Here is a 24,760-nt window from a genome sequence, read left to right as displayed (position 1 = left end):
CTCCGCAGACAGCGCCTCCCAGGGATGCTTCGAGGCTCTAAGGAGTATTCGGGTCATCGCTCATTCGCCTTCGTTCGTCTGCGCAGTGTTCTCTGCTTCTGCCCGCTTGACGTCGATGACACGAGTCGCCTCTGTCACGAAGGCCCACACATAGTTCTCGGCAGAGAAATCGCCGAGATAGTATTTCCTCATCTCTTCGCGGTCTTCCGCCAACGGGTCCTCTCCCAACAGCAGAGTGAGCATGTCGTCAAGATTACCGAGGTCGTCCGCGATGACATAGGACGCACGGGAAACCGGAGCATCCTCTTCCAGCTGCTCCCGCGTCCGTCCTACGGACACCATGGCAAGAGGCTTCTGTGACTGCAGGTAGTCGCTGACGACGGCGGAAACATCGGCGATCATCGCATCGGAGACATTGAAACAATCCTCGAGCGACATCTCCTTCTCCGCGGCTTCTCCCCAGATGTGCTGACGACCGGTCAGTGCCCTATCGGCATCCAAGGTCGCCCCGATGCGGCGAATCATCTCCCGTGCCTCGGGGAAGCGGTAGTTGAGGCTGTGAGCACGGAAGACGACGGTGCAACCGCGTGAGAGCAGTTCGCGAACGATCTCCTCTCCTCGAGGCAGTGAGTAGAAAGCCGTGTCCTTGTAAGGGCCCTTCCACGTCGGAGCATAGAGAACTGTCGAGTTCTCAATCTCACCGACCGGCACCTCCGCGCGGCTGATCTGCTCAACCTGCGGACGACCGACGATGTCGAACTTCTGGCGCGGGATGTGTACCCCATGCCTGGCGTAGCGGTCGACTCCGGCCTGACCAGCCGAGAAGATCTTGTCGTAGATTGCGTGGACCGGGTTGAAACAGGCCGGCTTCTCGGAGTCGCCGTGGTTCAACCACACGTGTGTCATCTCGCGGCGCTCGATGAAGTGCGAATTCTTTCCAGCGTTGTTGACATAGAACGCGGCCTTGAGACTTGAGGTGATGACAGTTTCGAGGCTGCGCAAGGTCGGTCGGTTGATGATGGGGGCATCCGTGACGTTCTGAGCCGCCCGCATCATTTTCAGACTTCGGGTGATGACGATGTATCGGCGTCCCATTCTGTCGAAGTACGGATCCCACATTCCCAGCTGGTAGCCGATTCCCATCGTCGATCCGAAATATACTGCGAATTCCGCCCCGTAGGTATCGAGCATTTCGGGTAGCTCGACCTCGAGTCGCGCGCTGCGGAGGCCCCGGATTAGGCCCGCTGCACAGACGAACACCGCCATTGCCAGCGTGATCAGTGAAAGAACGAGCGCGACAGGGGAAAGGATTCCACTGTAGGACAATATCCATGCGATCACTGTGGTCACCGAACTCGCAATGGCGACATTGCCGCGGCCAAACGGCTGATAGCCGCGAGTCTCGACGCCGGGAAGATTGCGAGCTTCGAGTCCGGTGACGCGCCACGACTTGATGATGCTGGTCTCGAGAACGATGGAGAGCAGGAGGATGAATCCCGCGGTGGCGATGATCCACGACCATCCGAAGACCGTGATCCACTCGAAAGTCAGGGCGAAGACGATAAGAGCCCGTGCACCGTTCGATGCGCGCAGCAGATTCGTGCTCCGGCCGCGACGGCGGATCACTCGCCGATAGATGATGAGATAAATCAGTGTTCCGACGAGCCCGCACGTTGCTGTCACCGCGTGTGAGACCGGCAGAATCGCGAAGACGAAGGTCAGTACGCCGAACAGAGCCGGGGCGATGGTTCTGCCGGCGAGCTGGTTCCAAATCGTCGAGAACACGCTGCGATTGCCAACAGCTTCATCGGTCGAATCGTCGTCCTGCTCCGTCTCGTTCTGGGCGGGTGGTACCGATCCATCGCTGCTTTCGTCGGCGTTCTCGTCGAGATCCGTCGCCTCGTCGTCCTTCGAATCGTTCTCATCGATACTGCGTCGTGCCGCATCTATGAAGTGCTCCGCGTAGCCTTCCGCAGGAAAGTCGCCGAGGTAGTCGGTACGCAGAGCGATTCGCTCAGCTTGCCTCGGATCGTCACGAAGCAGCGCGGTGAGGGTCTCATCGAGATTGCTGAGGTCTCCGTTGAGAACATATGAAGCACGAGCGATGGGATACTCGTCGACGAAATCCTGGCCGATGGCACTGACGGCGACCATGGCGAACGGCTTGCCTGAGTAGAGGTAGTCCGAGACCACACTCGAGACGTCCGAGATCATTGCGTCCGAGAGGTTCGCACATTCGACGACATCCATATCTGACTCGGCTGCTTCGCCGAAGATGTGCTGCCGACAGGTCCGCCTAGTGTCGGCGGCGAGCATCTCCTTGATCTCATCGATGTACGCGACGTCTTCGTCGAACTGGTAGCTGAACGGGTGCGGCCTGAAGATGACTCGTGCGCCGTGGTCAAGCACCCTGCGGAGCATCTGCGCCGCCACCGGCAGCGAATACAACATCGTCTCTTCGACGTGCCCGCGCCACGTCGGCGCGTAGAGAACGGTCGGGTCTTCGACATCGGCCATCGGAGAGTCGAACCGCTCGACACTCTCCAGCTGCGGCCGTCCGACGATCTCGAAGCGATCAGGATCGATGATGACTCCGTGCGCACCATACCGGCGAGTCGCGGCCGGACCGGCTGCGAAGATTCGGTCGTACATGGCATGGAGAGGGTTGTACGAGGTTGGTTTGTCGGAATCACCGTGTCCGAGAAAGACGTGGGTGTACTCCGGATAGCGCACCATCGTGCTGTTCCCCGACGATGCGTTGCAGTAGAAGACCGCTTTGATCGAGTCGGTCAGCACGCTTTCGAGATCCGCGATGCTCCGCCGTGCGATGACGGGAGCGTCCGTCATCGCCGCCAACGTCCTGGCCGGACGTTCATGCCGGGTGACGATCATGAAGCGCCGACCTGTTCGAGCAAGGTATGGGGCCCACATCATGACTTGGTGGGGCGCATCGTCCGGGAGTGCGGTGTAGATGATGAACTCGGGCTGGTAGTCGGCGACTGCGCCGGGCAGTGCCGCCCTCAGAGTCCTGTCCGTTTGGATTCGCGCCAGGGCGGCGATGAGCACCCCGGCGTAGAAAAGATCGAGCAGAATCACCAGAACCAGCCAGATCACGGGGCTCCCGCCCAAGCTCGACAACATCGAACCGAGCAGCAGTACAGCCGCAGACGCCGTCATTAACGGGCGAGCGACAGCAGGCAGCGGTTCAGCTGGCTTAAGTCCGGGGAGATTCGCGGCAAAGGCCGTGCGTTTTGAAACTCCTTTGCCCAGGGAACTTTCGATCAGTACAGGGAAAGCGACGCCCACGAAGGCCAGGGCCGTTACCCACGAGACATCCTGATGGGCTGACCCCGACGAGAAGCTCAGCGCAACCGCGCCTGCGACCAGTGTGCGGATGACCGCGCGGTGACCGAGTGTCGAATCCTTGGCCCAGATCCGAAATAAGTCCCAGGTGAGCACTGCACAGATAAGAGCGAAGAATGTCCACTGCGGCAGCTGCATCAACGGGGCGAACGTCGCGAGAGCGGCAAGCAGAGCGGGCACGGCGTAGGAGAGAGCTGATCCGACCGTCGACCAGACGAATGCCGGTCCTGCTGACTCGAGTTTCGACTCTTCTGTTTCTGCCAGTTTCACTGCACCTTGCCTTTAGCCTCGGCCTAAACGATCCGTCTGCTCTTCAGATCGATGCTGGTCACTGTCGGTTCACGCCTTCGAGCAGGCTGACGGGCGCGCCGAACCGATTTCGTTACGGCTCAGCTTTCCGAATACTCCGAGAGCGGATCGTCCCTGCGCACATCGATGACATGTCCTGTCTTGTTGGAGACGAGGACTTCGAGCGACGCCCGCGCCACAGTTGCCGACTCGAGAAGAGAACCAGGATCCTCCTCACCGAACGCTTTGGTGCGCATCGGCGTTCCAGTCCTTTCCGGATTCACACAGTTGATGCGGACCCCATCGCCGCTCCACTCATCCGCAAGAGCCTGCGTCAGATTGACCGTCGCTGCCTTGGCAGAGCTGTACAGACTGTAACTACCTCGCCCGCGGGTGTACGAGCTCGAGGTGAAGAGAAGGAGGGAGCCTTGTGTCTTGGCCAATTCCGGGAAGAAGGTCTGGGCCAGCAGGATAGGGCCGATGTAGTTGATCTCCGTCGCCTCGTAGATCGTCTCGTCCGAGGTTTCGTCGAGACGAGCAAGGGGCAGCACTCCGGCGGTATTCACGACATAGTCGATCCGACCGGTTTCGGCCAGGATCTCGTCCCGTGCGGCAATGAGGTCTTCTCGCCTATTGATGTGGGTCTTGGTCGTCGAGCGAGAGAATTTCTTGACCGTGGCGCCGTGTTCAGAGGCGAGCGAGGCGATGTCTGCGCCGATACCATACGAGCCGCCGAACACCGCGACCGTCTTCCCTTCGAGAGCTTCGCGAAGTGCGGCCTCGGTCGTCTCATGCTCGTTTCGGCCCGGAAGCTGGAACAGCTTGTCGGCGATGTAGATGTCGATAGGCTGGGTGACCTTCATGTTGCTGTCATCGCCGTTGACAACAGCAATCGGCACCTCGGGGGTGTAACGGAGGACGACGGAGCAATCGTCAGTGGCGACGAAGTTCTCGTCGCGTGCCGCGAAGTCGTAGGCCCGCTGGATTGCCGAGAGTTTGAACGCCTGCGGGGTCTGGCCGCGCCTCAGGTTTGAGCGTGGCGGCACGTCCTTGATGACGGGGTACTGCCCGTCGCCCTCTTCGACCTCGATGATGGTGTCGGCCGAAGGGATCGCGACGTCGACCGCCGCGTTGGTATCGAGCGCATCCACGACGTCGTTGATGATCGTCGGCGCCAAGAGCGGTCGAACCGCGTCGTGGAGGATCACATTGCAGTCATCGGAGTATTTCTCTGCAATGGCTCGCAGGGCTGTCTGCGTAGTGTCATTTCGCGTACCCGAACCCTCGAGCACCGCCGTCACTTTGTCGAAGTCATTCTTCCGAACGATCTCGTGAACACGGTCAAGATGCCCCCGGGCCATGAGGACAAAGATCTCGTCGATCTGCGGATGGTCGTTGAATATCGCCAGAGTGTGCTCCATAATCGGCCGACCGGCGATCTTCACCAGCTGCTTAGGAGTGTCGAGACCAATCCGCGTGCCGACACCACCCGCGAGAATGACTGCGATATTCCTTGTTTCCGTCACTTGCACAACTCCCGATATCGATTGCCTCGGCCCGTCCGATCTGAGCCAATAGAACAGTTTAACAGCGCGCGACGGCCGCGTCACCAGCTGAAGCTCAGCTGACGACGACGGCGATCACAACGCGCACAGGTTGCGGTCTCTGAACCTCAGAGCCCGAGAATCTCAGATGATTCCGCGATGAAGCGATGGGCCGACTCCTGCCCTTCGAATCCGCCCAGATAATAGGCACGAGCGACTTGTCTCGCTTCGCGGAGCGGGTCATCACCGAGCATGTCGTCCAGTGCCGAATTCAATGACGCTTCGTCGCCAGTGATCACGTACGAAGCGCGGGTAGTCGGATACTCGGCTTTGAAGTCCTTCTCGGACATGCGCAGAGTCACCATCGCATACGGCTTGTTCGACTGCATATAGTCCGTCACGATTCCGGACACGTCAGAAACCATCGCATCCGAGGCATTGGCCACATCCGCGACTGAGACATCACCTTCGGCCGGAGGCCCCCACACATGTGTCCTCTGGGAGGTTTCAGCATCCTGGGCCAACAGGTCTTGGATCTCTGTGATGATCTTCCGGAACTTCGCCGCACTCCTGCTGGCTGGGTGCGGACGGAAGATCACGTTGGCATTTCTCTCGATGAGTCCACGAACGATCGCTTCGCCGAACTCCAACGACGAGTAGTTCTCATCGTCGGACTTTCCATGCCACGTCGGCGCGTAGAGCACGGTAAGTGAGGTCTTCGAAGAGATCGGCGTCGATTCGACATCGATCGACTCGGTCTGCGGGCGGCCGATGATTCGGAACTTCTCTTCCGGAATGCTCACCCCGTGGGCACCGTAGCGATCAATGGCTCCTTGTCCTGCGACGAAGAGGAAGTCATAGCTGCCGCTCTTCGCTCGGTAGCTGGCGATCTTGTCTCCGTCACCGTGATGCACCCAAATCGAGGTGATGTCCCGATTCTCCAGGAATCCCTTGTTCGAGGCAGCATTGTGCACATAGAACGCCCCGCGAACCGAGGGCGGAATCACCGAATTGATCTCCTTTGCAGTGGAATCGGCCGGACACACGATTGGTGCGTCAGTGAGCTTCGCCAGCTTGGCGACCGTCGGTTCCCTCAGCGTTTCGATGAAATACGGGACTTTCAACTGACGCACATATTCTTCCCACATCGGGATGTGAAAGGCAGCCGACCCGCCGTAGGGCATCATCGCCACAGGCTCCATCCGTCGAAGCTCACGGAGAGTTCGCCATCGAGCTTTGTCCGCCCATATCCACGCTGCGACGACGTTCCACGCGACGGCCGCCAAGACCACGACTGAGACAATCACCGAGATCCACGGCCCGATCGCGCCTCCGATCAGCAGAAGGAGCGCAATCACCGCGTATCCTGCCCACACGAGTCGGAGCAGACCTTTGACCTGGATCCGCGGTGGTTCTCCGATCACGGGCAGGTTGGTGAGATTTGCCGCCTGAATGGGCCTGACAGCAAGGAACGGTGGTTGAGCACTCACCAACCACGAGGAGACCGAAAGCAAGAGCAGAGCGCACCATTCGACCCACGCCGATTCGTCGAACCATGAGGTGTAAACGGCCCCCAACCCGATCGACAGCACAAGCATGTACTCGAAGCTGATGGTCGAATGTCGAGCCAGACTCGTCGGAGTCGAGGTCAGCGCAAGTGTCATTTCCGAATACCAGACTGCCGCCACAAGAAGCAATCCGAGAATCAGTCCGACAAGGTGGCCGGAGAACGCCAGAAGAATGAACGCGGAGAGTCCCGCAGACATCAATGTCGATCTTCGCGACAGAGGCTCCGGCAGGTAGCCGCCGATGGAGCGCACCACCAGCCGCTGCAGCCGTCGTGCGTAGCGGCCGATTCGATCTTTCACTTCAGACTTCTCTCAGAAACGATGGCAGGGCGTGCTTCATCATAGTGCCCCTACTCGCTCCACGCCTCCGAGAGAGGATCTGAACGGTTCAGGATCACGAGGAGCATCCCGTCAGGGAAGGGCCAGATGATCGCTTGGACCGACGCCGGTGGTCGAGAGAGCTCCACATTCAGCAGCATCGGACGCTCTCAGTGATTGAGCTCAGTGTCTCCCTGCTTGCCTAACTGGGATCACTGATTTCAAGGCGGCTTCCACTACCCCGGCTATCCATGAACTGTACTGACGGATTGCTCGGTCGAAGAACGACAGTGAGCACAATGCAGTGATGAACACTGCCATGACCAGGGTGACCACGATCATCACTGATCCTGACGTGCTGTCCAGCGCGGCATTCAGTGGTTTGTCCAATGATCGGACGATCAGACCATGGAGGAGGTAGACCGACAGACTCCGCTGCCCTGCCGCTGTCAGCAGAGAAGGCAGGACGTTCGTCCACGAGACAAGCGCGACGATCGTCAGCATTGCGCTCGCTCCGAGCAGCACTCGAATACCCACTCCGTACGGTATTGCCACATCCATGAAGTTGAACCCGCGCGCCCCGTAGTACCACTCCTTATCCAGGTCCTGAGTGAAGAAGAGCACCATCGGCACAAGTGCAGCAAGCGTCAATCCGACTTTCGCGGGGATGTTCATCGACGTTGCACAGTCGATCAGCCGCTGGCCGTACAACTTACCCAGAACGAAGAATGGTAGGAAGGTCAACGTCCGAGCCACCGCGAACTCATAGTCGATGACAGGAATGATCCCTCCCACGGCACCCGCTGCGAGGGAGACGATGACCACGGCCCGTGGAAACCTTTCGATCACCGGAACCAGCAACGTCCACCAGATCATGGCGAGGAGGAACCAAAGGATCCAGTAGGGCATGATTGCAGAGAAGTCGGGATATTCGCCGTCCAAGGTCCGCATCAAGACGTAGTAGACGGCCTGTGAAGACACCAAGAGCACAACGAACACGAGAACTCGGCTGAGCAGTCTATTCGACTTCGACGTGATTCCAGCCAGAAACACGAACGCCGGCATATGGAACGAATAAATCGCTGTGAGTTCTGCACGGCTAAAGCCCATGTCCCAACCCGAGATCTGCTCAAGAAGGTGTCCGTACACGACCAACAGGATGAGAAGACCTTTGGCCTTGTCTAATCGGAAGTCACGTGGCTTTCCGACAGCAGGTCGGAGTGCCTCTCTCTTGCTGTTCATGTCTCATCACTCCCAGGTCGCGGCAACGGTTGACTCGAAGTTCGCGGAATCACCGGTCATATGGAGTCTTCGAAATGCCGATTCTCGGCTGTGATGTCTGCAGCGCACTCAGACGATCGGCGGTCGACCATGCCGCGACATGCGCAGCACTCCCTTTCCCGAGAGTTTGTGTCTTTCCTCGTCTTCGCCCCATGGATCGAGTTTCCACCCTTCACGCCAACCCTGGAACCATGGTTTGAGCTGTTGGGGTTTGTTTGCCCACTTCAAGGTCTGCATGAGAGTCCACGAACCGACGTAGGCCCAGTTGAAAGGCCAAGGAAGGTTGCGCCTAGCCAACCAGACGCGATTGCGTGCATTCATGTAGAAATACTCATCGTGTCGCCGGGGGTCGATGACAGGGTGCGCGACGGCCAAATCACCCATGTACCAGACAACGTACCCGGCATCCCAGACGCGCCATGCAAGCTCGATGCCTTCGTGGGCATACCAGAACGGAGCCGGCCAGCCTCCACATTCGTCGAAAGCCCGTCGTTGTAGGCAGACTGCGCCCTCCCACACGGAGAACACATTTGAGGAATGATCCGCCTCGCCCTTCCTCAGGCGCGGGATCCACCGCTTCGGTGCATCAGGCCCTCCCGGCTCCTCCACCCGCGGTTGCACCAATCCGACTTTCGGCTTCGTACGCATCAGCTGTGCCATACGCATGAGCGTCGTGTCGTCGGGCAGCCAGGCATCATCATCGAGGAAGAAGAGGAACTCGCCCTTCACATGCGGTACACCGGCGTTGCGACCGGCCGGTATACCCAGGTTCTCCGGTAGCCCGAGCTTCTTGACCGATGAAGGAATGCCCTCCGGTTCCCATCCATTGCCGACACAGACGACGTCGAGTTCGACGCCCTTCTGCGCAAGCAGGGACTCGAATCCGCGGTTGAGCTCGTCAAGGCGTTTGCCCTGTGACAGGACGACGACGCCGAACGTGTATTTGCGGCTGGACTCGAAATGCTGCGCGAGCAGACGAGGTGATTCGGTCATGACAGCCGCTTCGAGGCCATGATGGCCATAAAGTGTCCGATGACCGAAAGTAGGCAGAGCGGGGCCATGATAAGGATCAGCCAACGCTCTCCGAAAAGGGGCCCGCCCTCAAGCGGCATCGCAATCATTGTGACAACGCTGGCGATGACAGCCATGAGAGACATTTCAACAGAGTGATAGATGCGATGAAACGGCACGAACCGCGCGGCGCGCTTGAGTTTCGCGACCAGACCCGGGGTGAGCGCGGTTGCTTCCTTGGAGTCAGTCAGTTTATCGAGGCCGTTGAACGCCCGGGACACATGCACCATGTCATTCAGCGCCTTATTCAGAAGGACGAAGCCGGCCAACACGGTTCCGGCGAGCAGGTATCGGTAAGTGCCTGCGGGGTCGTCCGACAGATTCTGCCATTCTCCGACTGCCCGGATTCCCAAAGCTACAGCCACGAGGCCTTCGGTAGTGTAATGGCCCACTTTGTCGAGGAATACGCCCTTGGCTCCGCTGGTCTCCCGCCATCTGGCAACTTCGCCATCACAGCAGTCGATGTACATCTGCACTTGGGAGAAGAAGACAGCAAGAAGCGCACCCCAAATGCCGGGGATCAGAAGGCTGGCGGCAATGCACCAACCGGCGAAGATCATCAGTCCGGTGACGCCGTTGGCACTGATCCGTGTGCGAACCAGCAACATGGTGAAATAGATCGAGATGTGACGCAGATAGAGTTGCGCCGTCCAATGTTCAGCGTTCTTCCGGCTGCGGACTTCGGGCGGTTGCGCTTTGGCCCGCAGCTCGGACAGGGTCGGGTGCGACGGCTCATGGGCGGAGTCCATCGGCACTCCTCCTTCTGCGTTTTTCCCTGCGGTCATAATGCGAATAAACCTTACCCGTGATCCACGGTCTGGTTGAACGACTGCGGCGGTGGCTCATCGGCGGAGAAGCCGTTTCACCCTTCGCGCCAATCTCTGACGCAGGCGGAGACCAGCGCTGACCTTGACACTGAGGTTTCCCGCCTTAGTCGTATAGAGTTCGACCTCACGATCGTCGCTGAACAGCTGAGCGAACTTTCCTTCCGGACCGCGGAACCTCTTCGACGGATGGCCCGCGCCGGGAGTGATCGAGAGATTATAGCGAGTGATCTTCGACGTCAATGGCAACGCCGATTTCGGGATGGAAGCACGCGCATCCCCGTTCTCGCGTTCGAAAGGGACCTTGACCACTTGGTTGTCATCTTGCCGAGAGGTGACGACCAAGGAGGGCAATGTCCCGTTGTCGGGCAAGCGATCGAAATCACCACAGATCGTCACCCGACCGCGTTTGCTGCTGGCAGAAGTGAAGCTGAAATCGACACTGTCCGTCGCGACGTAGTCGGCGATCGCTTCCATATCACCGGTGCGAACCAAATCGGTTCGAGTGCGAGCCACATCATTCATCTTGTCGTAGCGCCGGGTGTTGATGAACCGTTCGATGAACCTCTGCTGGGAGTCCAACCAGGCCTGGCGATGTTCCGGACGCTGCTTGTTCCACCTAGAGTTGGCGAGGTTGTGGAGCACCTTCCTCAAGTAGATCTCATTGATGATCCGGTCGCCGGTGTCTTCGTCTTCGCAGTACTCTTCGACATTCGAGCTCATGACGCAGACTGCGTTGATGTACTCTGCAGGGTCTTTCGGCTGAGAACTGAGATGGTTCTGCTCGGGATGGTGGATGAGGTAGTAGAAATCGTATCCGGAGAGAATCGACACGCGAGCTGCCTGCAGATAGGCCCTGGACAGCATCTGGCCGTCTTCGAGTCGCGTCTTCTGCTCTGGGAAGCGAATTCCGCTGTCGAGCAGGAAGGTACGGCGGAACAACTTATGCGGAGTCAGTGTCGTGAAGCAGGTGACTAGATCTGCATCGATCTGAGTCGTCTTATATCGCCATTGCGCATGAGGACGACCCCTTGTCACAATCTTCGGCACGACGACGTCGCTCGAGTGCTTGTCGGCGAATTCCGCCAAGCGTTCAAGAGCTCCGGCCGCACCTAGTTCATCGTCCGGATCGGCGAAGAAGACGTAATCACCGCGAGCCGCCCCGAGACCGACATTGCGCGGTTTCCCCGGCCACCCCGAGTTCTCCTGATGGATGACGCGGATGTTCGGGTGATCCGCAGCGAACTCATCAAGCATGATCCCGCTGCGGTCGGTTGATCCGTCGTCGACCGCGATGAGTTCAATCGCTTCACTTGGCAACGACTGGCGAAGGAAGCTGCCGATGAAATCAGAAAGGAAGAGTTCGGCGTTGTAGACGGGAGCTACAACGCTTACTCGTATTGACTCAGCCACAAAATAACCTTGGTCGATGGGAGATCAGGACTTACCGAGTTCGGATTTGATGCGGGTCGTCGAGATCTCAGGTGTCCGGGGCAGATAGACGACCTCGCACTTGTCCTTGAGGAAGTCGAACTCGCCTTCCCAATCATCGCCCATCACGAAGGTGTCGATGTGGTACTTTTCGACGTCGGTCGACTTCTGCTCCCAGTTGTCCTCCGGGATGACGAGGTCGACGTAGCGGATGGCCTCAAGCATGTGCTTGCGTTCGGCATAGGAGAAGTAGGACTTCTTACCCTTGCCGGCGTTGAACTCGTCGCTCGAGAGCGCCACGACCAGGTAGTCGCCCTGCTCCTTGCATCGCTGCAACAGACGAATGTGCCCATAGTGGAGCAGGTCAAACGTGCCATAGGTGATGACTCGGCGCATCGATTACCATCCAAACGATCAAGGCCCCGATTCTCGGGGCCGAAAAAACCTTGCGTTCAGCGGCAGTTTACCATTTTGGCACCTGAGTCTCCCGCTTGGCGATGCCGATCACACGTCTCCGCGACCGGCCAGTGCGGTCGTCCGGTCGTCGATCACCGCCAGACCTGCTTCGATGAACCGTTCCACCTGCTCATTCGCTGCGGTACCGCCAAGGTAGTGCTCCGACAGCTGATCGGCGCTCCCAGCCGACCCACTGCCGGCCTGCAGCAGATTGACCAGCTGATCTTCTCTGCCTACCTCGACGACCGGGCAACGGTCGAACAGCCCCCCGGCGAGCACCTCGGCGCCCGGGTTGTGAGGCGCGACCATGACAAGCGGTCTGCGTGTGGAGAGCCAATCGAAGGCGACCGACGACATCTCTGCCAGACAGACATCGGCAACATCGAGCTGCCAGGACACATCGGGCGTGTTGTCGACGAAGCCTCGCGGGTCGGCGGCGACGATCTCTTTGACCGATTCCAGTGCCTTGGCAAATCCCTCATCTTGGAATCCGGTGCGAGGGTGCGGTCGGAAGATCACTCGATACCCGGCGCTGAGCATGCCGCGGACGAACGTGTCCCCGTTGTAGGCGAGGGTGCCATAAGCCATCGACGGAGAGTCGCCTTCCCACGTGGGTACGTAGAAGACGGTCGGCCCGCTGGGAGCAGATGCGCCGAATTCCCGCCAGATCTGCGGCACCGTTCGCGGACGGTCGAGTTGCGGGCGTCCGACATCGACCATGCGTTCTGAATCCATCCCGACGAGCGTGCATCCGATCCGTTCTCTTGCGGCCTGACCTGCGGTGAAGATGTAGTCATAGGCCTTGAGCTGATTGGAGATCATCGAGATCTTCTCGCTCTCGCCGTGACTGAGATGCACATGCGCCGGTCGCGGAAACTTCATTGCCTGAAAGTTCAGCAGAGCCTGATTGACGTAGAAGACGAGACGAAGCGAAGTCGCGGACATGAAGGAGTCGAAACCCGCACTGCGGCGCGAGAACCGCACCGGGATATCCGTCTGCTCACGCAGGCGTCGGGCGGAGCGGATATTCCGCGACAGGATCCCGAAGGGCTGATCACCATAGCCCTGCTCTCGGAGTCGATCTCGCAGCTGATCCATCGGCCACAGCCACTGTTCGAGCTGGTAGACGGAGTCCAGGTCTGCGGCGAAGTAGGCTGCTGCGACAAAATCGTCGGAGTCTTGAGGTGCGAAGTCGGACGAATATCGAGCCTCATCGAGGACGTTGCCACCAAGGCGGCGACCACGACCTGCTGCCTTTGTACCCAGGTCGAGCCCCTGCTTCGCTCGTCGTGTCAGTGACTCCGGAATCTTCGTCATGCACCTATTGTGCCTGGACACGTCACCTTCGAGTACCTTTGACACTGTCCGAGGGAAGGGAAGCGTGATGGCCAGAGCACGCAGGCACAAGACCGAGCGGGCACCTCGGCGCAAGCAGCCGGTGCCCACGAACGGCACGAGCCCCACAGCCGCGCCGGTTCTCATCAGTCGACGCATCGTCGACAGCGTGCCGCAGCAACTCAACGTCACGACCACCTTCGCCGAGGCTCTCGTCACCCCGACACACGACTCCCCCGCCGCAGCCGACGGCTCCCCCACCCACACCGAGGACTCAGCGCCGGCGACCGAGGACACGACCGCCTCGGCGGCGGAGATCCACCAGATCATCGTTCCCCGCTCCACGCCTGCGCTCCTCGAGGAGATCGCCTCGGCGTGGGAGCTGCACCCGGTGCTCATCGATGACCTCTTCCACGCCAACCAACGACCGAAGGTCGAACGATACGGTGAAGTGCTCTTCACCGTCATCAAGTCCGCGGTCTACGTCGACTCCGCCGAGGAGGTCGAGTTCAAGGAATTTCACATCCTCATGCGCGATGACACCCTCGTCGTCATCTGCCAGGACGACCACTTCATCGACGCCACCCCGATCCCCGAGCGCCGCGAGGACATGGACGCCTACTTCACCCACGAGAAGCGGCAGTGGACGACCGACCGAGACCTGCTGACGCTGGGCCCCGAAGCCCTGATCTACCGCCTCCTCGACACTGCCGTCGACACCTACTTCCCCGTCCTAGACGGACTCCAGGACGACAAAGAGGGCATCGAACGCCAGGTCTTCAGCGGTGATGCCGCCGCGGCCGCCCGCATCTACCTGCTCAGCCAGGAGGTCATCGACGTCCTCCACACCTCCACACACCTCAACCGACTGACCCAGGCGCTGGGCAACGGGGCCACGAAGTACGCGATCCCCGAGTCCCTGCAGGCCTACCTCGACGACGTCACCGACCACCTGACCCGAGTCCTCGCCGAGGCGGCCGAACTGCGCGAGGCCCTGTCCCAGATCCTCAACGTCAATTCCACCCTCGTGGCCCAACGTCAGAACGAGGACATGAAGAAAATCTCCGGCTGGGCCGCGATCCTCTTCGCCCCTACGCTGGTCGGCGCAATCTACGGAATGAACTTCGACGACATGCCGGAGCTGCACTGGGCCTTCGGCTACCCGATGGCGCTCGGGCTCATGCTCGGACTCGGCATCGTTCTCTACGTCGTCTTCCGGGCGAAGAAGTGGATGTGAGGGCCCTTCCTCAGCTGTTCTTGTTTCGTGCCATCAGTCGCCCCAGGTAACGCTTAGCCCGTTTCGACATCGGCACGTCCAAGCGCTCGATGACCCTCGACTGCAACTCGACCATCTTTCTCGTCTCTTCGAGTTGCTTCTGAGATTTTGCCAACTGGGATTTTAGCGTGGACACCTCTTTGCTCAGGCGATTGTCGACGGATTTCAGGGTCGGTTGCGGTTGCTTGGTATGAGGCAGATCTGGTCGAAATGCGTATCGGAGCCGCTGATTGTCCACCTTCTTGCCCTGTCGGAGCCACCACAATCGCGACACGACTTCCCGCGTTCCGGCTTCACCGCGGGCGAGTACGGGGTGCACCATCTCGGGTAGCTCCGCTTCGGCGAGCTTAGAGTCGTAGTCGTTGATCTGTTCGTTTTCCTGATAGATATTCTGCAGATCGTTTTTATCAAGGAAAGAGGTGAAGCGGGCGAAAGCTTCAGGAAGCCGCTGATGGAAATTCGAGTAGTCTGCATACTCATAAAGATCTTCAGCGCGCGTAGCTTCAGTAATCTGATTTATGGGGACATACGGAATCTGGTGATAGTCCGCGAGTTCTCGAGTCCGAGAGTCGTGAGCAATCAGCAAGGTGGGCGTGCCCGACAGGATTCCAGCCACCGAACCGTGGATCCGGGTACCCAGAACGAAATCGAAATCTCGGAGGTAATCGACCCATGTATCTGGATCCAATGGAAATCTGATCTGATCGTTGAGATGCAGCAGACTATCGGGGTTGACCAAATCGGTAATGGCGTCCTGCGGACTCGCGGTTTCGCCCCAAACCATGGTGTTGAGATCCCACGAATTCTGTGGAATGTACCGAAGTCGGCTGAACCGCTGACTGTGGTTTCGGATCACCGGGACCATGACTGGCGTTTCCGGGGAAGCGGACATCGCGAGCGACCCTGTCGTGTTCAATCCGGAACCAAGGGGACGGACGCTTGGCCGGGGCCCGTGCATGAATACGGATGGGCAGCCAATGACATCGACATGTTCGTTGCCGAACCCCAGGCGCTTCAGATACGCCTCAGTGTCTTCGCCGCGCACACCGACACTGGCCGACCGGTCCAAGACCGCCTTCATGAACCGTCGTACGTCATCGTCGAGTTCCGAATCGGGGATGTCCTCGCCTACCAGAGGATGTTGGCTCCCTACTCCGACGACAGTGACAGGGATGGAGAGACCCTCGATGACCTTGGTCAGGTTGGACAGATTTTGTCGAAATGATGGTCTGAACGCATTGGCGAGCGGGACGACGAAACTGTCGAACTCATCATTGATCCGCTGAATGTATTTGTCGTCGATGCCATCGCGCCCAGAGTTGTAACTGTTGGCAACGACTTCCGAACCTTCAACGCTGAGTGCGCGGAAGACCGATTGGCCGAACAAGAGATTTCCGATGTTCGTGGCCAGCACGTTCTGGGTAAGGACCGACTCTGCCACTACGGGCACCCATGGGGATTTAGCCCCTCTTATCAGAATACGCGGCACCAGCAGCTCCCTCGGTCTACGATAAAACACAAATAGTCTCGTTAAACTATCAGCCAGACGAATAATTGAGAAATCAACCAACATCTCGCAGGAGCTTTGTGGGATTGATTTTCTTTCACTCGTCTGTGCCCGACCTATTGGTCTCTGTTTACACTAGTCCCTCGCGAGCCGGATCACGCCAGCCAATGAGAACACCGGAGCTCCACTGGGCCTTCGGCTACCCGATGGCGCTCGGGCTCATGCTCGGGCTCGGCATCGTTCTCTACGTCGTCTTCCGGGCGAAGAAGTGGATGTGAGGACCCAGCGCCCGAGGACGTCCTGATCTCCGCCGCAGTCTCCTGATCTGCGGCGATCGTTCGCCGCCGCTTCGCCTGCTCTCGTTCTTCCGTTCACGTCGGTGTCTCCCCGTGCTCGCTTGGCGACCGTAGCGTCACCGTCGTGAATGCGAATGACAAGAAACTCATCCGTCCACGTCCATCCACGATCCTCGCCACCGCGGTCATCGCGGGCACGGTCATCGCAGGCACCGCCGCGGTGCCGGGCGACGCAGCCACAGCCTCGGCGGCAGTTTCCGCCTCATCCGTCGGCTCGCAGGACGCCGTTTCTCAGGCGGCGGGCTCGCAGGCCGCCGGCCTCGGTGACGGCAACGCCGATCCCTCACCGAAATACGCGGCTCCCGCCACCCTCTCCGACCTCGAGTACCCGACCACCATCTCCCACCGAGGCGGCGCCGACGTCCACCCGGAGGAGTCCATGGAGGGCTTCCTCGCCTCGGCGAAGGACGGATTCCTGCTCGAGATGGACATCCAGTTCCTCGAAGACGGCACCCCGGTCCTCAACCACGACGACACCGCCGACCGCACCCTCAACGGAGCCAGCGGGAAGATCCGCGACCTCAGCCCCGCGGAATGGGACCAAGCCACGATCAAACACCCCACAGGCGGTGACCCCGCACCGACGGTCACACTCGAGGAGCTGCTCGACGAACTCGGCGGAGACGTCGTCATGGTGCCCGAGATCAAGCCCGGAGCCACCTCGGCGGAGGTCGACCAGGTCCTCGACGAATTCGACAAGCGCGGACTCGCCGACTCCCTCATCGTCCAGTCCTTCGACTTCGCAGCCGCGAAGACGATCGCCGAGCGCGGCTACACCTCGCTCTACCTCACCGGGGCCAGCCTGCCCGCGGGATCGTTCGACGAAATCGCCGACGCCGGAATCGACTGGATCGGACCGAGCACCGAGCTGCCGAAGCACGACATGCACAAACTCGACAAGGCCGGCTTCCACGTCGCGCCCTACACTCTCGGGACGGCGAAGGACGGGCACCGCCTGCCCGGGTGGATCGACGGGTTCTTCACCGACGACGCCTGGACCGACTGACCCTCCGGCGCCGAGGTGGGGCGCGGGTTCCATAGGATCTGTGCTTCGGCGATAAGCGCACGCCGGTCATCGTTCCGTAGACTGCGATCATGGAGCCTCTCGAACGCAGTGCACCGATCCCCGACCCGCTGACTCCCTACCTTGCGGTCGACCGTTCGACGCCCCGGTACGAATGCTGGGTGACCGGGCACATGGTCGCCGGACTCGACGGCACGGCAGCGATCAACGGACGCGTCGGGGCACTCTCGACGACACCCGACCAGACGCTGTTCCGACGGATGCGGCGGATCGCAGACGTCGTCATGGTCGGTGCCGAAACGATCCGCCGCGAAGGCTACGCCCCGATCCGACTGTCTGACAGCGCCCGGGAACAGCGACGAAGTCGCGGCCAGTCCGAGATGCCGCCGGTGGCCGTGGTCAGCCGCAGCCTCGACCTCGACTGGTCCTCCTCGGTCTTCGCCGACGCTCCGGACGGCGCCCGCACCATGGTCATCACCTGCGCGGACGCCGACCCGGATCGTCTGGCCGCGGCCGAGCAGGCCGCGACGGTGGTCATCGCCGGCACCGACCGTGTCGACCCGGCGGCGGCTCTCCGGTCTCTCGCAGGTCTCGGCTTCGGGGTCGTGCTCTGTGAAGGCGGGCCCAGGTGGCTCGGCGAACTCGTCGCGGCCGACCGCCTCGACGAACTGTGCCTGTCGGTCTCGCCGCTGATGGGAGGAGATCCGCTTCCGGTCAGCGTCGCGCCCTCGGGTGCGGGGATCGCCCGATTCGCGCTCAAGACCACGATGGTCGAAGACGACACGCTCTTCCTCCGCTACGAATCGACTCGCCCGGAGAGGGCACGCCATGAATGAGCGATCACAATGACCGGGCAGGACATCTCCGAGCTCATGAGCTCGGCCGACTCTCCGATGGTCATCGTCACCACCTCGGCGGAAGGCGAACGCGCCGGTTGCCTGGTCGGCTTCCACGCGCAGTCGAGCATCTCCCCCGCGCAGTACTGCTTCTGCCTGTCGAAGGCCAACCACACCTATCGGGTCAGCCTGCGGTCCACTCGCTTCGCAATCCACTTCCTCACCAGCGACGACTTCGCCCTGGCCCGCCATTTCGGAACCCGTTCCGGTGAGGAATGCGACAAGTTCGCGGGGATCGAGGTCGAATCGGACGAGCGCGGAGTGCCGCTGCTCACCGCTCTGCCCAACCGCATGGTCGTCGAGCGCATCGCCATGCTCGACGACGGCGGCGACCACGTCGCCACCACGGCTCGGGTGCTCTCGGTCGAGAACGTCGGGCCCTTCACTGCCCTGCGCGCCTCCGCGGTGGCAGACCTCCGAGCCGGCCACGCCAGCGATGAGCGAGTGATCCACCCGGACTGATTGGGCTCAGGCGTTCTGTTTCGTCTTTCTGCTGCTCTCACGCTCGAGCGCCTCGACGAGTTCGCTCTTGGTCATCGAGGAACGCCCGGGTATCTTCAGCCGCTTCGCCTGCTCGTACAGGTGTTCCTTCGAGGCGGTGGCGTCGACTCCTCCTGCTGTTGTGCGGTCGGTGTTCTTCCCGCCCTTGCTCTGTGCATCCGAAGGACCGGGCGAGGGCTTCGCCTCCCACTTGTCCCCGACCTTCTCGAAGGTATGTTTGAGGGTGTCGTAGGCGACCCGATGGGCGCGCTCCTCGTCCTGATACTCATCCATGGCCGAGTCGTAGGCCTTCGCAAAGGTCCGCTGCGCCTTCTGGCTCGAGCGCCTCAGGGTCGCGGGCAGCTCCGACTTCTTCGGCTTTCCCGATGGGCTAGTCTTCGGCATGATGACCACTTCTCCTCGCTGGTGTGTGGAGTTCACGGTTCTGTCGACACTAACTCACTTGTCCGATTCGGGTAAGGGGTGCGGACGTCAGCAGTGGGTGCAGCCTTCGGTGTAGGGTTCAGCTGTCGGTGTAGGCGTGCAGCCGCCAGCGTGAGGCGCACCGGTCAGCATGGGGCGCAGCGGTCAGATCCGGACGTCGGCGGGATCGATATCCTCGCGGAGTCCCCGCCACACGGGATGACGCAGTCGTCCCGCCTCGGTGAAACCGCTGAAGCTGACTTCACCGACGAGGTCAGGGCGCACCCAATGCGCATCGTGCGAGTCCGCGACCGGGACTGACAGGGCCGGTGTCTTTCGAGAGCGACGCTCCAGTGATCTGCTCAATGTCTGCAGCTGATGATCGTCGAATCCGGTCCCCACCCGACCCAGGTAGCGCAGAGTGTCCCCATCGGGGGCGGCTAAGAGCAGCGAGGCGAAGGTCCCGGACCGTTCGCCCTTTCCTGTTCTCCACCCGACGATGAGGACATCGCGAGATGATGTGTGCTTGAGCTTGAGCCAGGTGCGGGTGCGGCGGCCGGGCAGATAGACGCTGCCTGTCTTCTTCGCCATGACTCCCTCGAGCTGCAGCTCGCGGCTGGAGTCCATGGCCTCATCCACATCGCCGTGGAAAGCTTCCGGCACATGGATGTGCTCACTCTCCGTGACGAGTTCGAACAGACGCTCTCGACGGTCACGATAGGCGGTGCGCAGCAACGATGAGCCGTCGGCATGGAGGATGTCGAAGAGCATGAAGTACACGGGAGTTCGCTGTCTCCCCCGCTCGATGTCACGCTCATCGGTGAGTCCGATCCTGCGTTGGAGTCGGCCGAAGTCCGGTCTGCTTCCCGATGTCAGGGCGACGATCTCACCGTCGAGCACACAGTCGACTCCGACACAATCGGCGAGTTCGGCCAGCTCCGGAAATGCCCGTGTCATGTCCTGGCCGTTTCGGCTGGTCAGCGCGACACTTCCGGGGCGACTTTTGCGGGCCGGCTGCACCGCCGCGAGCGCGCGGACTCCGTCCCATTTCATCTCGAATGCCCAGTCCTCTTCCCCGGTCCCGTGGCGAATCGAGTCGAGGTCGCCGATGCTCGCAAGCATCGGCGACAGATCCGAGGCGTCTTTCGGCGCCGGATCCTGGGCAGAGTCAGGGTCAGAGGCTGAGTCTGGCCCCGTCCGCGAGCCCGAGTCCGAGACATCGTCCATGAGGTGGATCATCCAGTTCTTGTCCGGGTCCTTGTTCGGGCCATGACTCCCGGTGCTGAACAGAGCGAATCGGCGCACTCCCCCGAGTCCGCCGTTGTCACGTCCGTGCAGGACGGCAATGATCTCCTTCCCCTCCTTCCATTTCTCGAGTTCGTAGGTACCCGAGTCCCAGATCTCGACCTCCCCGGCACCGTACTCACCCTTGGGGATCGTGCCCTCGAAGCGGCCGTATTCGAGCGGGTGGTCTTCCGTCTGCACCGCGAGGTGATTCTTCTCGGGGTCGTCCGGTGGACCTTTGGGCAGCGCCCACGAGACGAGCACGCCTTCATGTTCGAGGCGGAAGTCCCAGTGGAGTGACCTGGCATGATGCTCTTGGATGACGAAGGAGAGCTCGTCCCCGCTCGTTCCGTGCGTCTCCGGCACCGGTTCGTCCGTCTTCGTCGGATCGCGCTTCGAGCGATAGATCTCCAGACGATCACGCACCGGCGTGCTGTCATCATCGGTTTCGGGCGCCGAGGCGGTGCCGCCGTTCGTCTCGGCGAGGGGTTCGAGCAGATCCCCGAATTCTTCGACCCGTTCAAGGACCTCGTCGAAGCGCAGCTGCTCGACCGAAGTCGGATCGTCGAGTTCATCCCAACTTCGCGGGGCGGCAACGGTCGGAGCGAAGCGCCCCCGCAGCGAGTACGGCGCCACCGTGGTCTTGGCCGCCGAATTCTGCGACCAGTCGATGAGCACCTTGTTTTCCCGCAGCGACTTCTTCATCGCAGAGACGATGAGCTTCTCATTATCGGATTCGAGGCTGCGCGCCAGTTCATGAGCGACATCGGAGATCTCCTGCGAGGTCGCCGAACCGTCGAGCGGGGCGTAGAGATGGATGCCCTTGGACCCGCTGGTAACGGGGAAGACCTCGAGGTCCATGCCTTCGAGCAGTTCCCGCACCAGCTGTGCGACCTCGACGCAGTCGGCCAACCCTCTGCCCGCCCCGGGGTCGAGGTCGAAGACCATCCGGTCCGGGTATCGGCTCTCCGAGGTGACCGTCCCCGGGTCCTTCGCGCCGCGGCTCACCCTCCACTGCGGAATGTGGATCTCGAGTGAGGCCATCTGCGCGAGGTACGTCAGGGTCGCCAGATCGTTGACCAAGGGATACCGCTTCGAGCCGGTGGAATGCCGAATCGACCGCGAGGGCATCCACTTCGGAGCCGAATCCGGCAGATCTTTCTCGAAGAACACCTCGCCGGGATCGTCCGGGGTGCCCACGCCGTCGACCCAGCGTTTGCGCGTCGCGATTCTGTCCTTCGCATGCCGAATGAGGCAGGGGGCGATCTGGGCGAAGTAGTCGAGGACCTCACCCTTGGTCGTGCTGGTCTCGGGATAGAGGACCTTGTCGAGATTGCTCAGGGACAGTCGATGACCGTCCACGCTGACCCTCTGCTTGCGGCTGGTCATGAACACCTCCTCCTATGCGACTCGTGTCGACCACGGTCGCGGGATCCCCAGTCTCTGCAGTTCACGGTACTCGGCGGTGCCCGGGCGCAACAGGGGCTGTGATTTCGCCGACGGCCCTAGCCAAGCAGCGGAGACTGAGTTTGAATGGACGAATGAGAGCCATCTGGACCGGGTCCATTGCGTTTGGTCTCGTCAATGTGCCGGTGAAGCTGTACTCGGCCACAGAAGACCACGATGTCCGGATGCATCAGGTGCATGCGAAGGACGGCGGCCGCATCCGCAATCAGCACCGGTGCCAGGAGTGCGGCAAGGTCATCGACTTCGATGACATCGTCAAGGCCTACGACGATGGTGATCACCGAGTCGTCCTCACGCATGAGGACTTCGAGGCCCTGCCCGCGGATGACAGCAGCGACCTCGATGTGCTCCAGTTCGTTCCCAGCGATCAGATCGACCCGATCATGTTGGAGAAAGCCTACTTCCTCGAACCGACGTCGAAGACTCCCAAGGCCTACCTGCTGCTGCGGCAGACGCTCAAGGACACCGACAGGACAGCGATCGTCAAGCTGACTCTGCGCACGCGAACACGGCTGGCCGTGCTGCGGGTATGCGGAAAGCTCCTGATGATCCAGACTCTGCGGTGGGCCGATGAGATCAGAGACGTCGACTTCAAAGGCGTCGACTCCCGCGCGAAGATCTCCAAGAAGGAACTCGAGATGTCGGCTGAACTCGTCGACTCGTACTCCGAGGATTTCACTCCCGAGGAGTTCACTGATGACTACCAGGAGGAGCTGCGCAAGCTCATCGACGCCAAGATCGAATCGGGAGACTCTCTCGATCTGGAGAAGACGTTCTCCGAGGACGACGAGGACGACGAGTCCTCTGGCGACGTCGTCGACCTGATGGAAGCGCTGCGCAAGTCGGTGGACAGCAGCCGGAAGTCGACGGGGAAGAGCCGGAAGACCACTGGGAAGAACCGCAAGACTACAGGCAAGAAGACGTCGAAGAAGCGCACCGGCTGAGGCCGGAGCGGCAGCACCACACAGCGACAGACAGAAGGGCAGAGTCAATGAGTGATCAACTGACCATGCAGAATCCCGTCAACCGCTACCCCGACATCTCACCACCGAAACAGGACCAACCGGAACCAGGCCTGGACGTCGAGCTGATACCGAGAACTGACCGCGGTGAGGACACCTACCGGGGAACCGGCAGACTCGAAGGACGGAAGGCCCTGATCTCGGGGTCCGATTCCGGTATCGGTGCGGCAGTCGCCATCGCCTTCGCCCGTGAGGGTGCAGATGTTGCTCTGTCCTACCTCCCGGAAGAGGAAGACGATGCACAGCACGTCTGCGAGATCATCCGACGCGCAGGCCGCACAGCGCTGCCTCTGCCCGGTGACCTCAGAGATCCCGCATACTGCCGCGATCTGGTCGAGGAGACGCTCAGTGGTCTGAGTGGGCTCGATGCCCTGGTCAACAACGCCGGCAGACAGATCGCCGTGGACAGGGTCGACGACCTCTCCGAGGAGCAGTGGCGAGACACCTATGAGACGAACATCCACGCGATGTTTCGAGTCGTCAAAGCCGCGGTCGACCATCTGCCGGCCGGCTCGACGATCGTGAATTCCACGTCCGTGCAAGCCTATTCGCCGTCCGCGCACCTCATCGACTATGCGTCGACCAAGGCCGCCATCAACAACTTCACCAAAGGTCTGGCGACACAGCTGGCTCCGCGCGGGATCCGCGTGAACGCGGTGGCCCCGGGGCCGATCTGGACTCCGCTGCAGGTCTCGGACGGTCAGCCGAAGGAGGCTCTGCCCCACTTCGGAAAGAACACGCCGCTGGGTCGGGCCGGTCAGCCGACAGAACTGGCTCCGGCCTACGTCTTCCTCACCTCGTCCGAGTCGAGCTACGTCCTCGGCGAGACCCTCAACGTCAACGGCGGTCAGCCCACTCCCTGAGCGGCGGACGCGGTTTCGCCTGCGATCGCCGAGGTGGTCAGCCATCCCCGCCGAGGCGGATCAGCCGTTACTGTTGCCTGCCTCGGTCTCGTTCTTCGCTGCGGCGAGAATCCCCTGCGGCAAATCCGCCTCGGTCAGCGCCTCGAGAAACTCGATGACCGCACGTCGCTGTTCATGGCTGAGCGCGGCTGCCGCATCGAATCGGCGGGCGTGCTGACGACCGATCGACTCGTGCGCGGCCCGGGCGGTCGCTTCGGTGACCTGAATGCACACAGTGCGCTGATCGTGCGGGTGGGGAAGGCGGACGAGGTGCCCAGCGGCGACGAGCCGGTCAACGAGCTTCGTGGTCGCAGCGCTCGAGATGCCGACCCCGGCGGCGACATCTTTGGGGGTGGAGAGGTTCCCCCGCCGATGGGCGCGGACGAGCATGTGGATGGCGCGCATGTCGGAATCGTTGAGCCGCATAAATCGACGCGACGCCTCGGCGAGGGCCCGGTCGGCCTCCCGCCACCGCCGCAGTGCCTCCATCACGGCGTTGGATTCTCTGATTTCGGCTGCGCTCAGCTGCGAGCGATCGGAGAAGTCCAAATCGTCCGTAAAGTATGTGAGCCCGGATTCCTCGGGCTCGCTGCTCTCTGCAGGTGGCACGATGACAGCATACTCGGGCTGTGTTAGATTGAATT

19 protein-coding genes are annotated in these 24,760 nt (G+C 60.9%); 6 read left to right on the top strand and 13 right to left on the bottom strand.

Annotated features, from left to right (window positions below):
• Positions 1-60: 60 nt before the first annotated feature.
• The 9 genes from CV023_RS06750 to CV023_RS06710 all read right to left on the bottom strand — a co-directional run bounded on the left by CV023_RS06750 (position 61) and on the right by CV023_RS06710 (position 13,461).
• On the bottom strand, positions 61-3,114 hold the full coding sequence (locus CV023_RS06750; protein WP_230744707.1) for a CDP-glycerol glycerophosphotransferase family protein: 3,054 nt from the start codon (positions 3,112-3,114) through the stop codon (positions 61-63).
• A gap of 638 nt (positions 3,115-3,752) precedes the next feature.
• Positions 3,753-5,177: a bifunctional cytidylyltransferase/SDR family oxidoreductase gene (locus CV023_RS06745; protein WP_230744706.1), complete on the bottom strand. Its 1,425-nt coding sequence runs from the start codon at positions 5,175-5,177 to the stop codon at positions 3,753-3,755.
• Positions 5,178-5,323: 146 nt separating this feature from the next.
• Positions 5,324-7,018 (bottom strand): CDP-glycerol glycerophosphotransferase family protein, encoded by a 1,695-nt coding sequence (locus tag CV023_RS18980; RefSeq protein ID WP_230744705.1) that lies wholly within the window; start codon positions 7,016-7,018, stop codon positions 5,324-5,326.
• Between the two features lie 246 nt (positions 7,019-7,264).
• On the bottom strand, positions 7,265-8,323 hold the full coding sequence (locus CV023_RS06735; protein WP_230744704.1) for an acyltransferase family protein: 1,059 nt from the start codon (positions 8,321-8,323) through the stop codon (positions 7,265-7,267).
• A gap of 108 nt (positions 8,324-8,431) precedes the next feature.
• Positions 8,432-9,355, bottom strand: a complete 924-nt coding sequence (locus CV023_RS06730) for a glycosyltransferase family 2 protein (protein ID WP_230745170.1) — start codon at positions 9,353-9,355, stop codon at positions 8,432-8,434.
• Positions 9,352-10,182: a CDP-alcohol phosphatidyltransferase family protein gene (locus CV023_RS06725; RefSeq protein ID WP_230744703.1), complete on the bottom strand. Its 831-nt coding sequence runs from the start codon at positions 10,180-10,182 to the stop codon at positions 9,352-9,354. The genes CV023_RS06730 and CV023_RS06725 overlap by 4 nt, the downstream gene beginning before the upstream one ends.
• Before the next feature lie 93 nt (positions 10,183-10,275).
• Positions 10,276-11,670, bottom strand: coding sequence for a glycosyltransferase family 2 protein (locus CV023_RS06720; RefSeq protein ID WP_230744702.1), 1,395 nt, complete (start codon positions 11,668-11,670; stop codon positions 10,276-10,278).
• Between the two features lie 24 nt (positions 11,671-11,694).
• The gene (tagD, locus tag CV023_RS06715; protein WP_230744701.1) at positions 11,695-12,084 is read right to left on the bottom strand and encodes a glycerol-3-phosphate cytidylyltransferase; all 390 of its coding nucleotides are present in this window, start codon (positions 12,082-12,084) and stop codon (positions 11,695-11,697) included.
• 108 nt (positions 12,085-12,192) lie between these two features.
• On the bottom strand, positions 12,193-13,461 hold the full coding sequence (locus CV023_RS06710; protein WP_230744700.1) for a CDP-glycerol glycerophosphotransferase family protein: 1,269 nt from the start codon (positions 13,459-13,461) through the stop codon (positions 12,193-12,195).
• A 67-nt stretch (positions 13,462-13,528) separates the two neighbouring features.
• On the opposite strand from CV023_RS06710, the gene CV023_RS06705 reads away from it, so the two are divergent.
• Positions 13,529-14,716 (top strand): magnesium and cobalt transport protein CorA, encoded by a 1,188-nt coding sequence (locus CV023_RS06705; protein ID WP_230744699.1) that lies wholly within the window; start codon positions 13,529-13,531, stop codon positions 14,714-14,716.
• Between the two features lie 10 nt (positions 14,717-14,726).
• On the opposite strand, the gene CV023_RS06700 is transcribed toward CV023_RS06705, so the two are convergent.
• Positions 14,727-16,196 carry a polysaccharide pyruvyl transferase family protein gene (locus CV023_RS06700; protein ID WP_230744698.1) on the bottom strand — a complete coding sequence of 490 codons (1,470 nt, stop codon included), beginning with the start codon at positions 16,194-16,196 and terminating at the stop codon, positions 14,727-14,729.
• A 486-nt stretch (positions 16,197-16,682) separates the two neighbouring features.
• Between CV023_RS06700 and CV023_RS06690 the strand changes: the two genes are divergently transcribed.
• The 3 genes from CV023_RS06690 to CV023_RS06680 all read left to right on the top strand — a co-directional run bounded on the left by CV023_RS06690 (position 16,683) and on the right by CV023_RS06680 (position 19,000).
• The gene (locus tag CV023_RS06690; RefSeq protein WP_230744697.1) at positions 16,683-17,624 is read left to right on the top strand and encodes a glycerophosphodiester phosphodiesterase; all 942 of its coding nucleotides are present in this window, start codon (positions 16,683-16,685) and stop codon (positions 17,622-17,624) included.
• Positions 17,625-17,713: 89 nt separating this feature from the next.
• Positions 17,714-18,478 (top strand): pyrimidine reductase family protein, encoded by a 765-nt coding sequence (locus CV023_RS06685; protein WP_230744696.1) that lies wholly within the window; start codon positions 17,714-17,716, stop codon positions 18,476-18,478.
• Positions 18,479-18,487: 9 nt separating this feature from the next.
• Positions 18,488-19,000 carry a flavin reductase family protein gene (locus tag CV023_RS06680; RefSeq protein ID WP_230744695.1) on the top strand — a complete coding sequence of 171 codons (513 nt, stop codon included), beginning with the start codon at positions 18,488-18,490 and terminating at the stop codon, positions 18,998-19,000.
• A 6-nt stretch (positions 19,001-19,006) separates the two neighbouring features.
• On the opposite strand, the gene CV023_RS06675 is transcribed toward CV023_RS06680, so the two are convergent.
• Both CV023_RS06675 and CV023_RS06670 read right to left on the bottom strand, forming a co-directional pair.
• Positions 19,007-19,423 carry a ChaB family protein gene (locus CV023_RS06675; protein WP_230744694.1) on the bottom strand — a complete coding sequence of 139 codons (417 nt, stop codon included), beginning with the start codon at positions 19,421-19,423 and terminating at the stop codon, positions 19,007-19,009.
• Between the two features lie 183 nt (positions 19,424-19,606).
• Positions 19,607-22,114, bottom strand: coding sequence for an ATP-dependent DNA ligase (locus CV023_RS06670; protein WP_230744693.1), 2,508 nt, complete (start codon positions 22,112-22,114; stop codon positions 19,607-19,609).
• A gap of 152 nt (positions 22,115-22,266) precedes the next feature.
• On the opposite strand from CV023_RS06670, the gene ku reads away from it, so the two are divergent.
• Both ku and CV023_RS06660 read left to right on the top strand, forming a co-directional pair.
• A complete protein-coding gene (ku, locus tag CV023_RS06665; protein WP_230744692.1) occupies positions 22,267-23,136 on the top strand; it encodes a non-homologous end joining protein Ku in 870 nt (289 codons plus the stop codon).
• Positions 23,137-23,183: 47 nt separating this feature from the next.
• Positions 23,184-24,077: an SDR family oxidoreductase gene (locus tag CV023_RS06660; RefSeq protein WP_230744691.1), complete on the top strand. Its 894-nt coding sequence runs from the start codon at positions 23,184-23,186 to the stop codon at positions 24,075-24,077.
• Between the two features lie 60 nt (positions 24,078-24,137).
• Here CV023_RS06660 and CV023_RS06655 read toward each other — a convergent pair whose 3' ends face one another.
• Positions 24,138-24,725, bottom strand: coding sequence for a MarR family winged helix-turn-helix transcriptional regulator (locus tag CV023_RS06655; RefSeq protein ID WP_230744690.1), 588 nt, complete (start codon positions 24,723-24,725; stop codon positions 24,138-24,140).
• Between the last annotated feature and the right edge of the window lie 35 nt (positions 24,726-24,760).

The organism is Brevibacterium sp. CCUG 69071 (assembly GCF_021023135.1).
Classification (GTDB): domain Bacteria; phylum Actinomycetota; class Actinomycetes; order Actinomycetales; family Brevibacteriaceae; genus Brevibacterium.
Note: the sequence above shows the minus strand (reverse complement) of the source record. Positions and strands in the feature narration are given on the sequence as shown.

What these genes read in the sequence shown, in the direction of transcription:
- CV023_RS06685 (WP_230744696.1), top strand. Translation starts at nt 17,714, where the DNA reads ATGGAGCCTCTCGAACGCAGTGCACCGATCCCCGACCCGCTGACTCCC.
- ku (WP_230744692.1), top strand. Translation starts at nt 22,267, where the DNA reads ATGAGAGCCATCTGGACCGGGTCCATTGCGTTTGGTCTCGTCAATGTG.
- CV023_RS06705 (WP_230744699.1), top strand. Translation starts at nt 13,529, where the DNA reads ATGGCCAGAGCACGCAGGCACAAGACCGAGCGGGCACCTCGGCGCAAG.
- tagD (WP_230744701.1), bottom strand. Translation starts at nt 12,084, where the DNA reads ATGCGCCGAGTCATCACCTATGGCACGTTTGACCTGCTCCACTATGGG.
- CV023_RS06730 (WP_230745170.1), bottom strand. Translation starts at nt 9,355, where the DNA reads ATGACCGAATCACCTCGTCTGCTCGCGCAGCATTTCGAGTCCAGCCGC.
- CV023_RS06660 (WP_230744691.1), top strand. Translation starts at nt 23,184, where the DNA reads ATGAGTGATCAACTGACCATGCAGAATCCCGTCAACCGCTACCCCGAC.
- CV023_RS06725 (WP_230744703.1), bottom strand. Translation starts at nt 10,182, where the DNA reads ATGGACTCCGCCCATGAGCCGTCGCACCCGACCCTGTCCGAGCTGCGG.
- CV023_RS06680 (WP_230744695.1), top strand. Translation starts at nt 18,488, where the DNA reads ATGACCGGGCAGGACATCTCCGAGCTCATGAGCTCGGCCGACTCTCCG.
- CV023_RS06670 (WP_230744693.1), bottom strand. Translation starts at nt 22,114, where the DNA reads ATGACCAGCCGCAAGCAGAGGGTCAGCGTGGACGGTCATCGACTGTCC.
- CV023_RS06675 (WP_230744694.1), bottom strand. Translation starts at nt 19,423, where the DNA reads ATGCCGAAGACTAGCCCATCGGGAAAGCCGAAGAAGTCGGAGCTGCCC.
- CV023_RS06735 (WP_230744704.1), bottom strand. Translation starts at nt 8,323, where the DNA reads ATGAACAGCAAGAGAGAGGCACTCCGACCTGCTGTCGGAAAGCCACGT.
- CV023_RS06710 (WP_230744700.1), bottom strand. Translation starts at nt 13,461, where the DNA reads ATGACGAAGATTCCGGAGTCACTGACACGACGAGCGAAGCAGGGGCTC.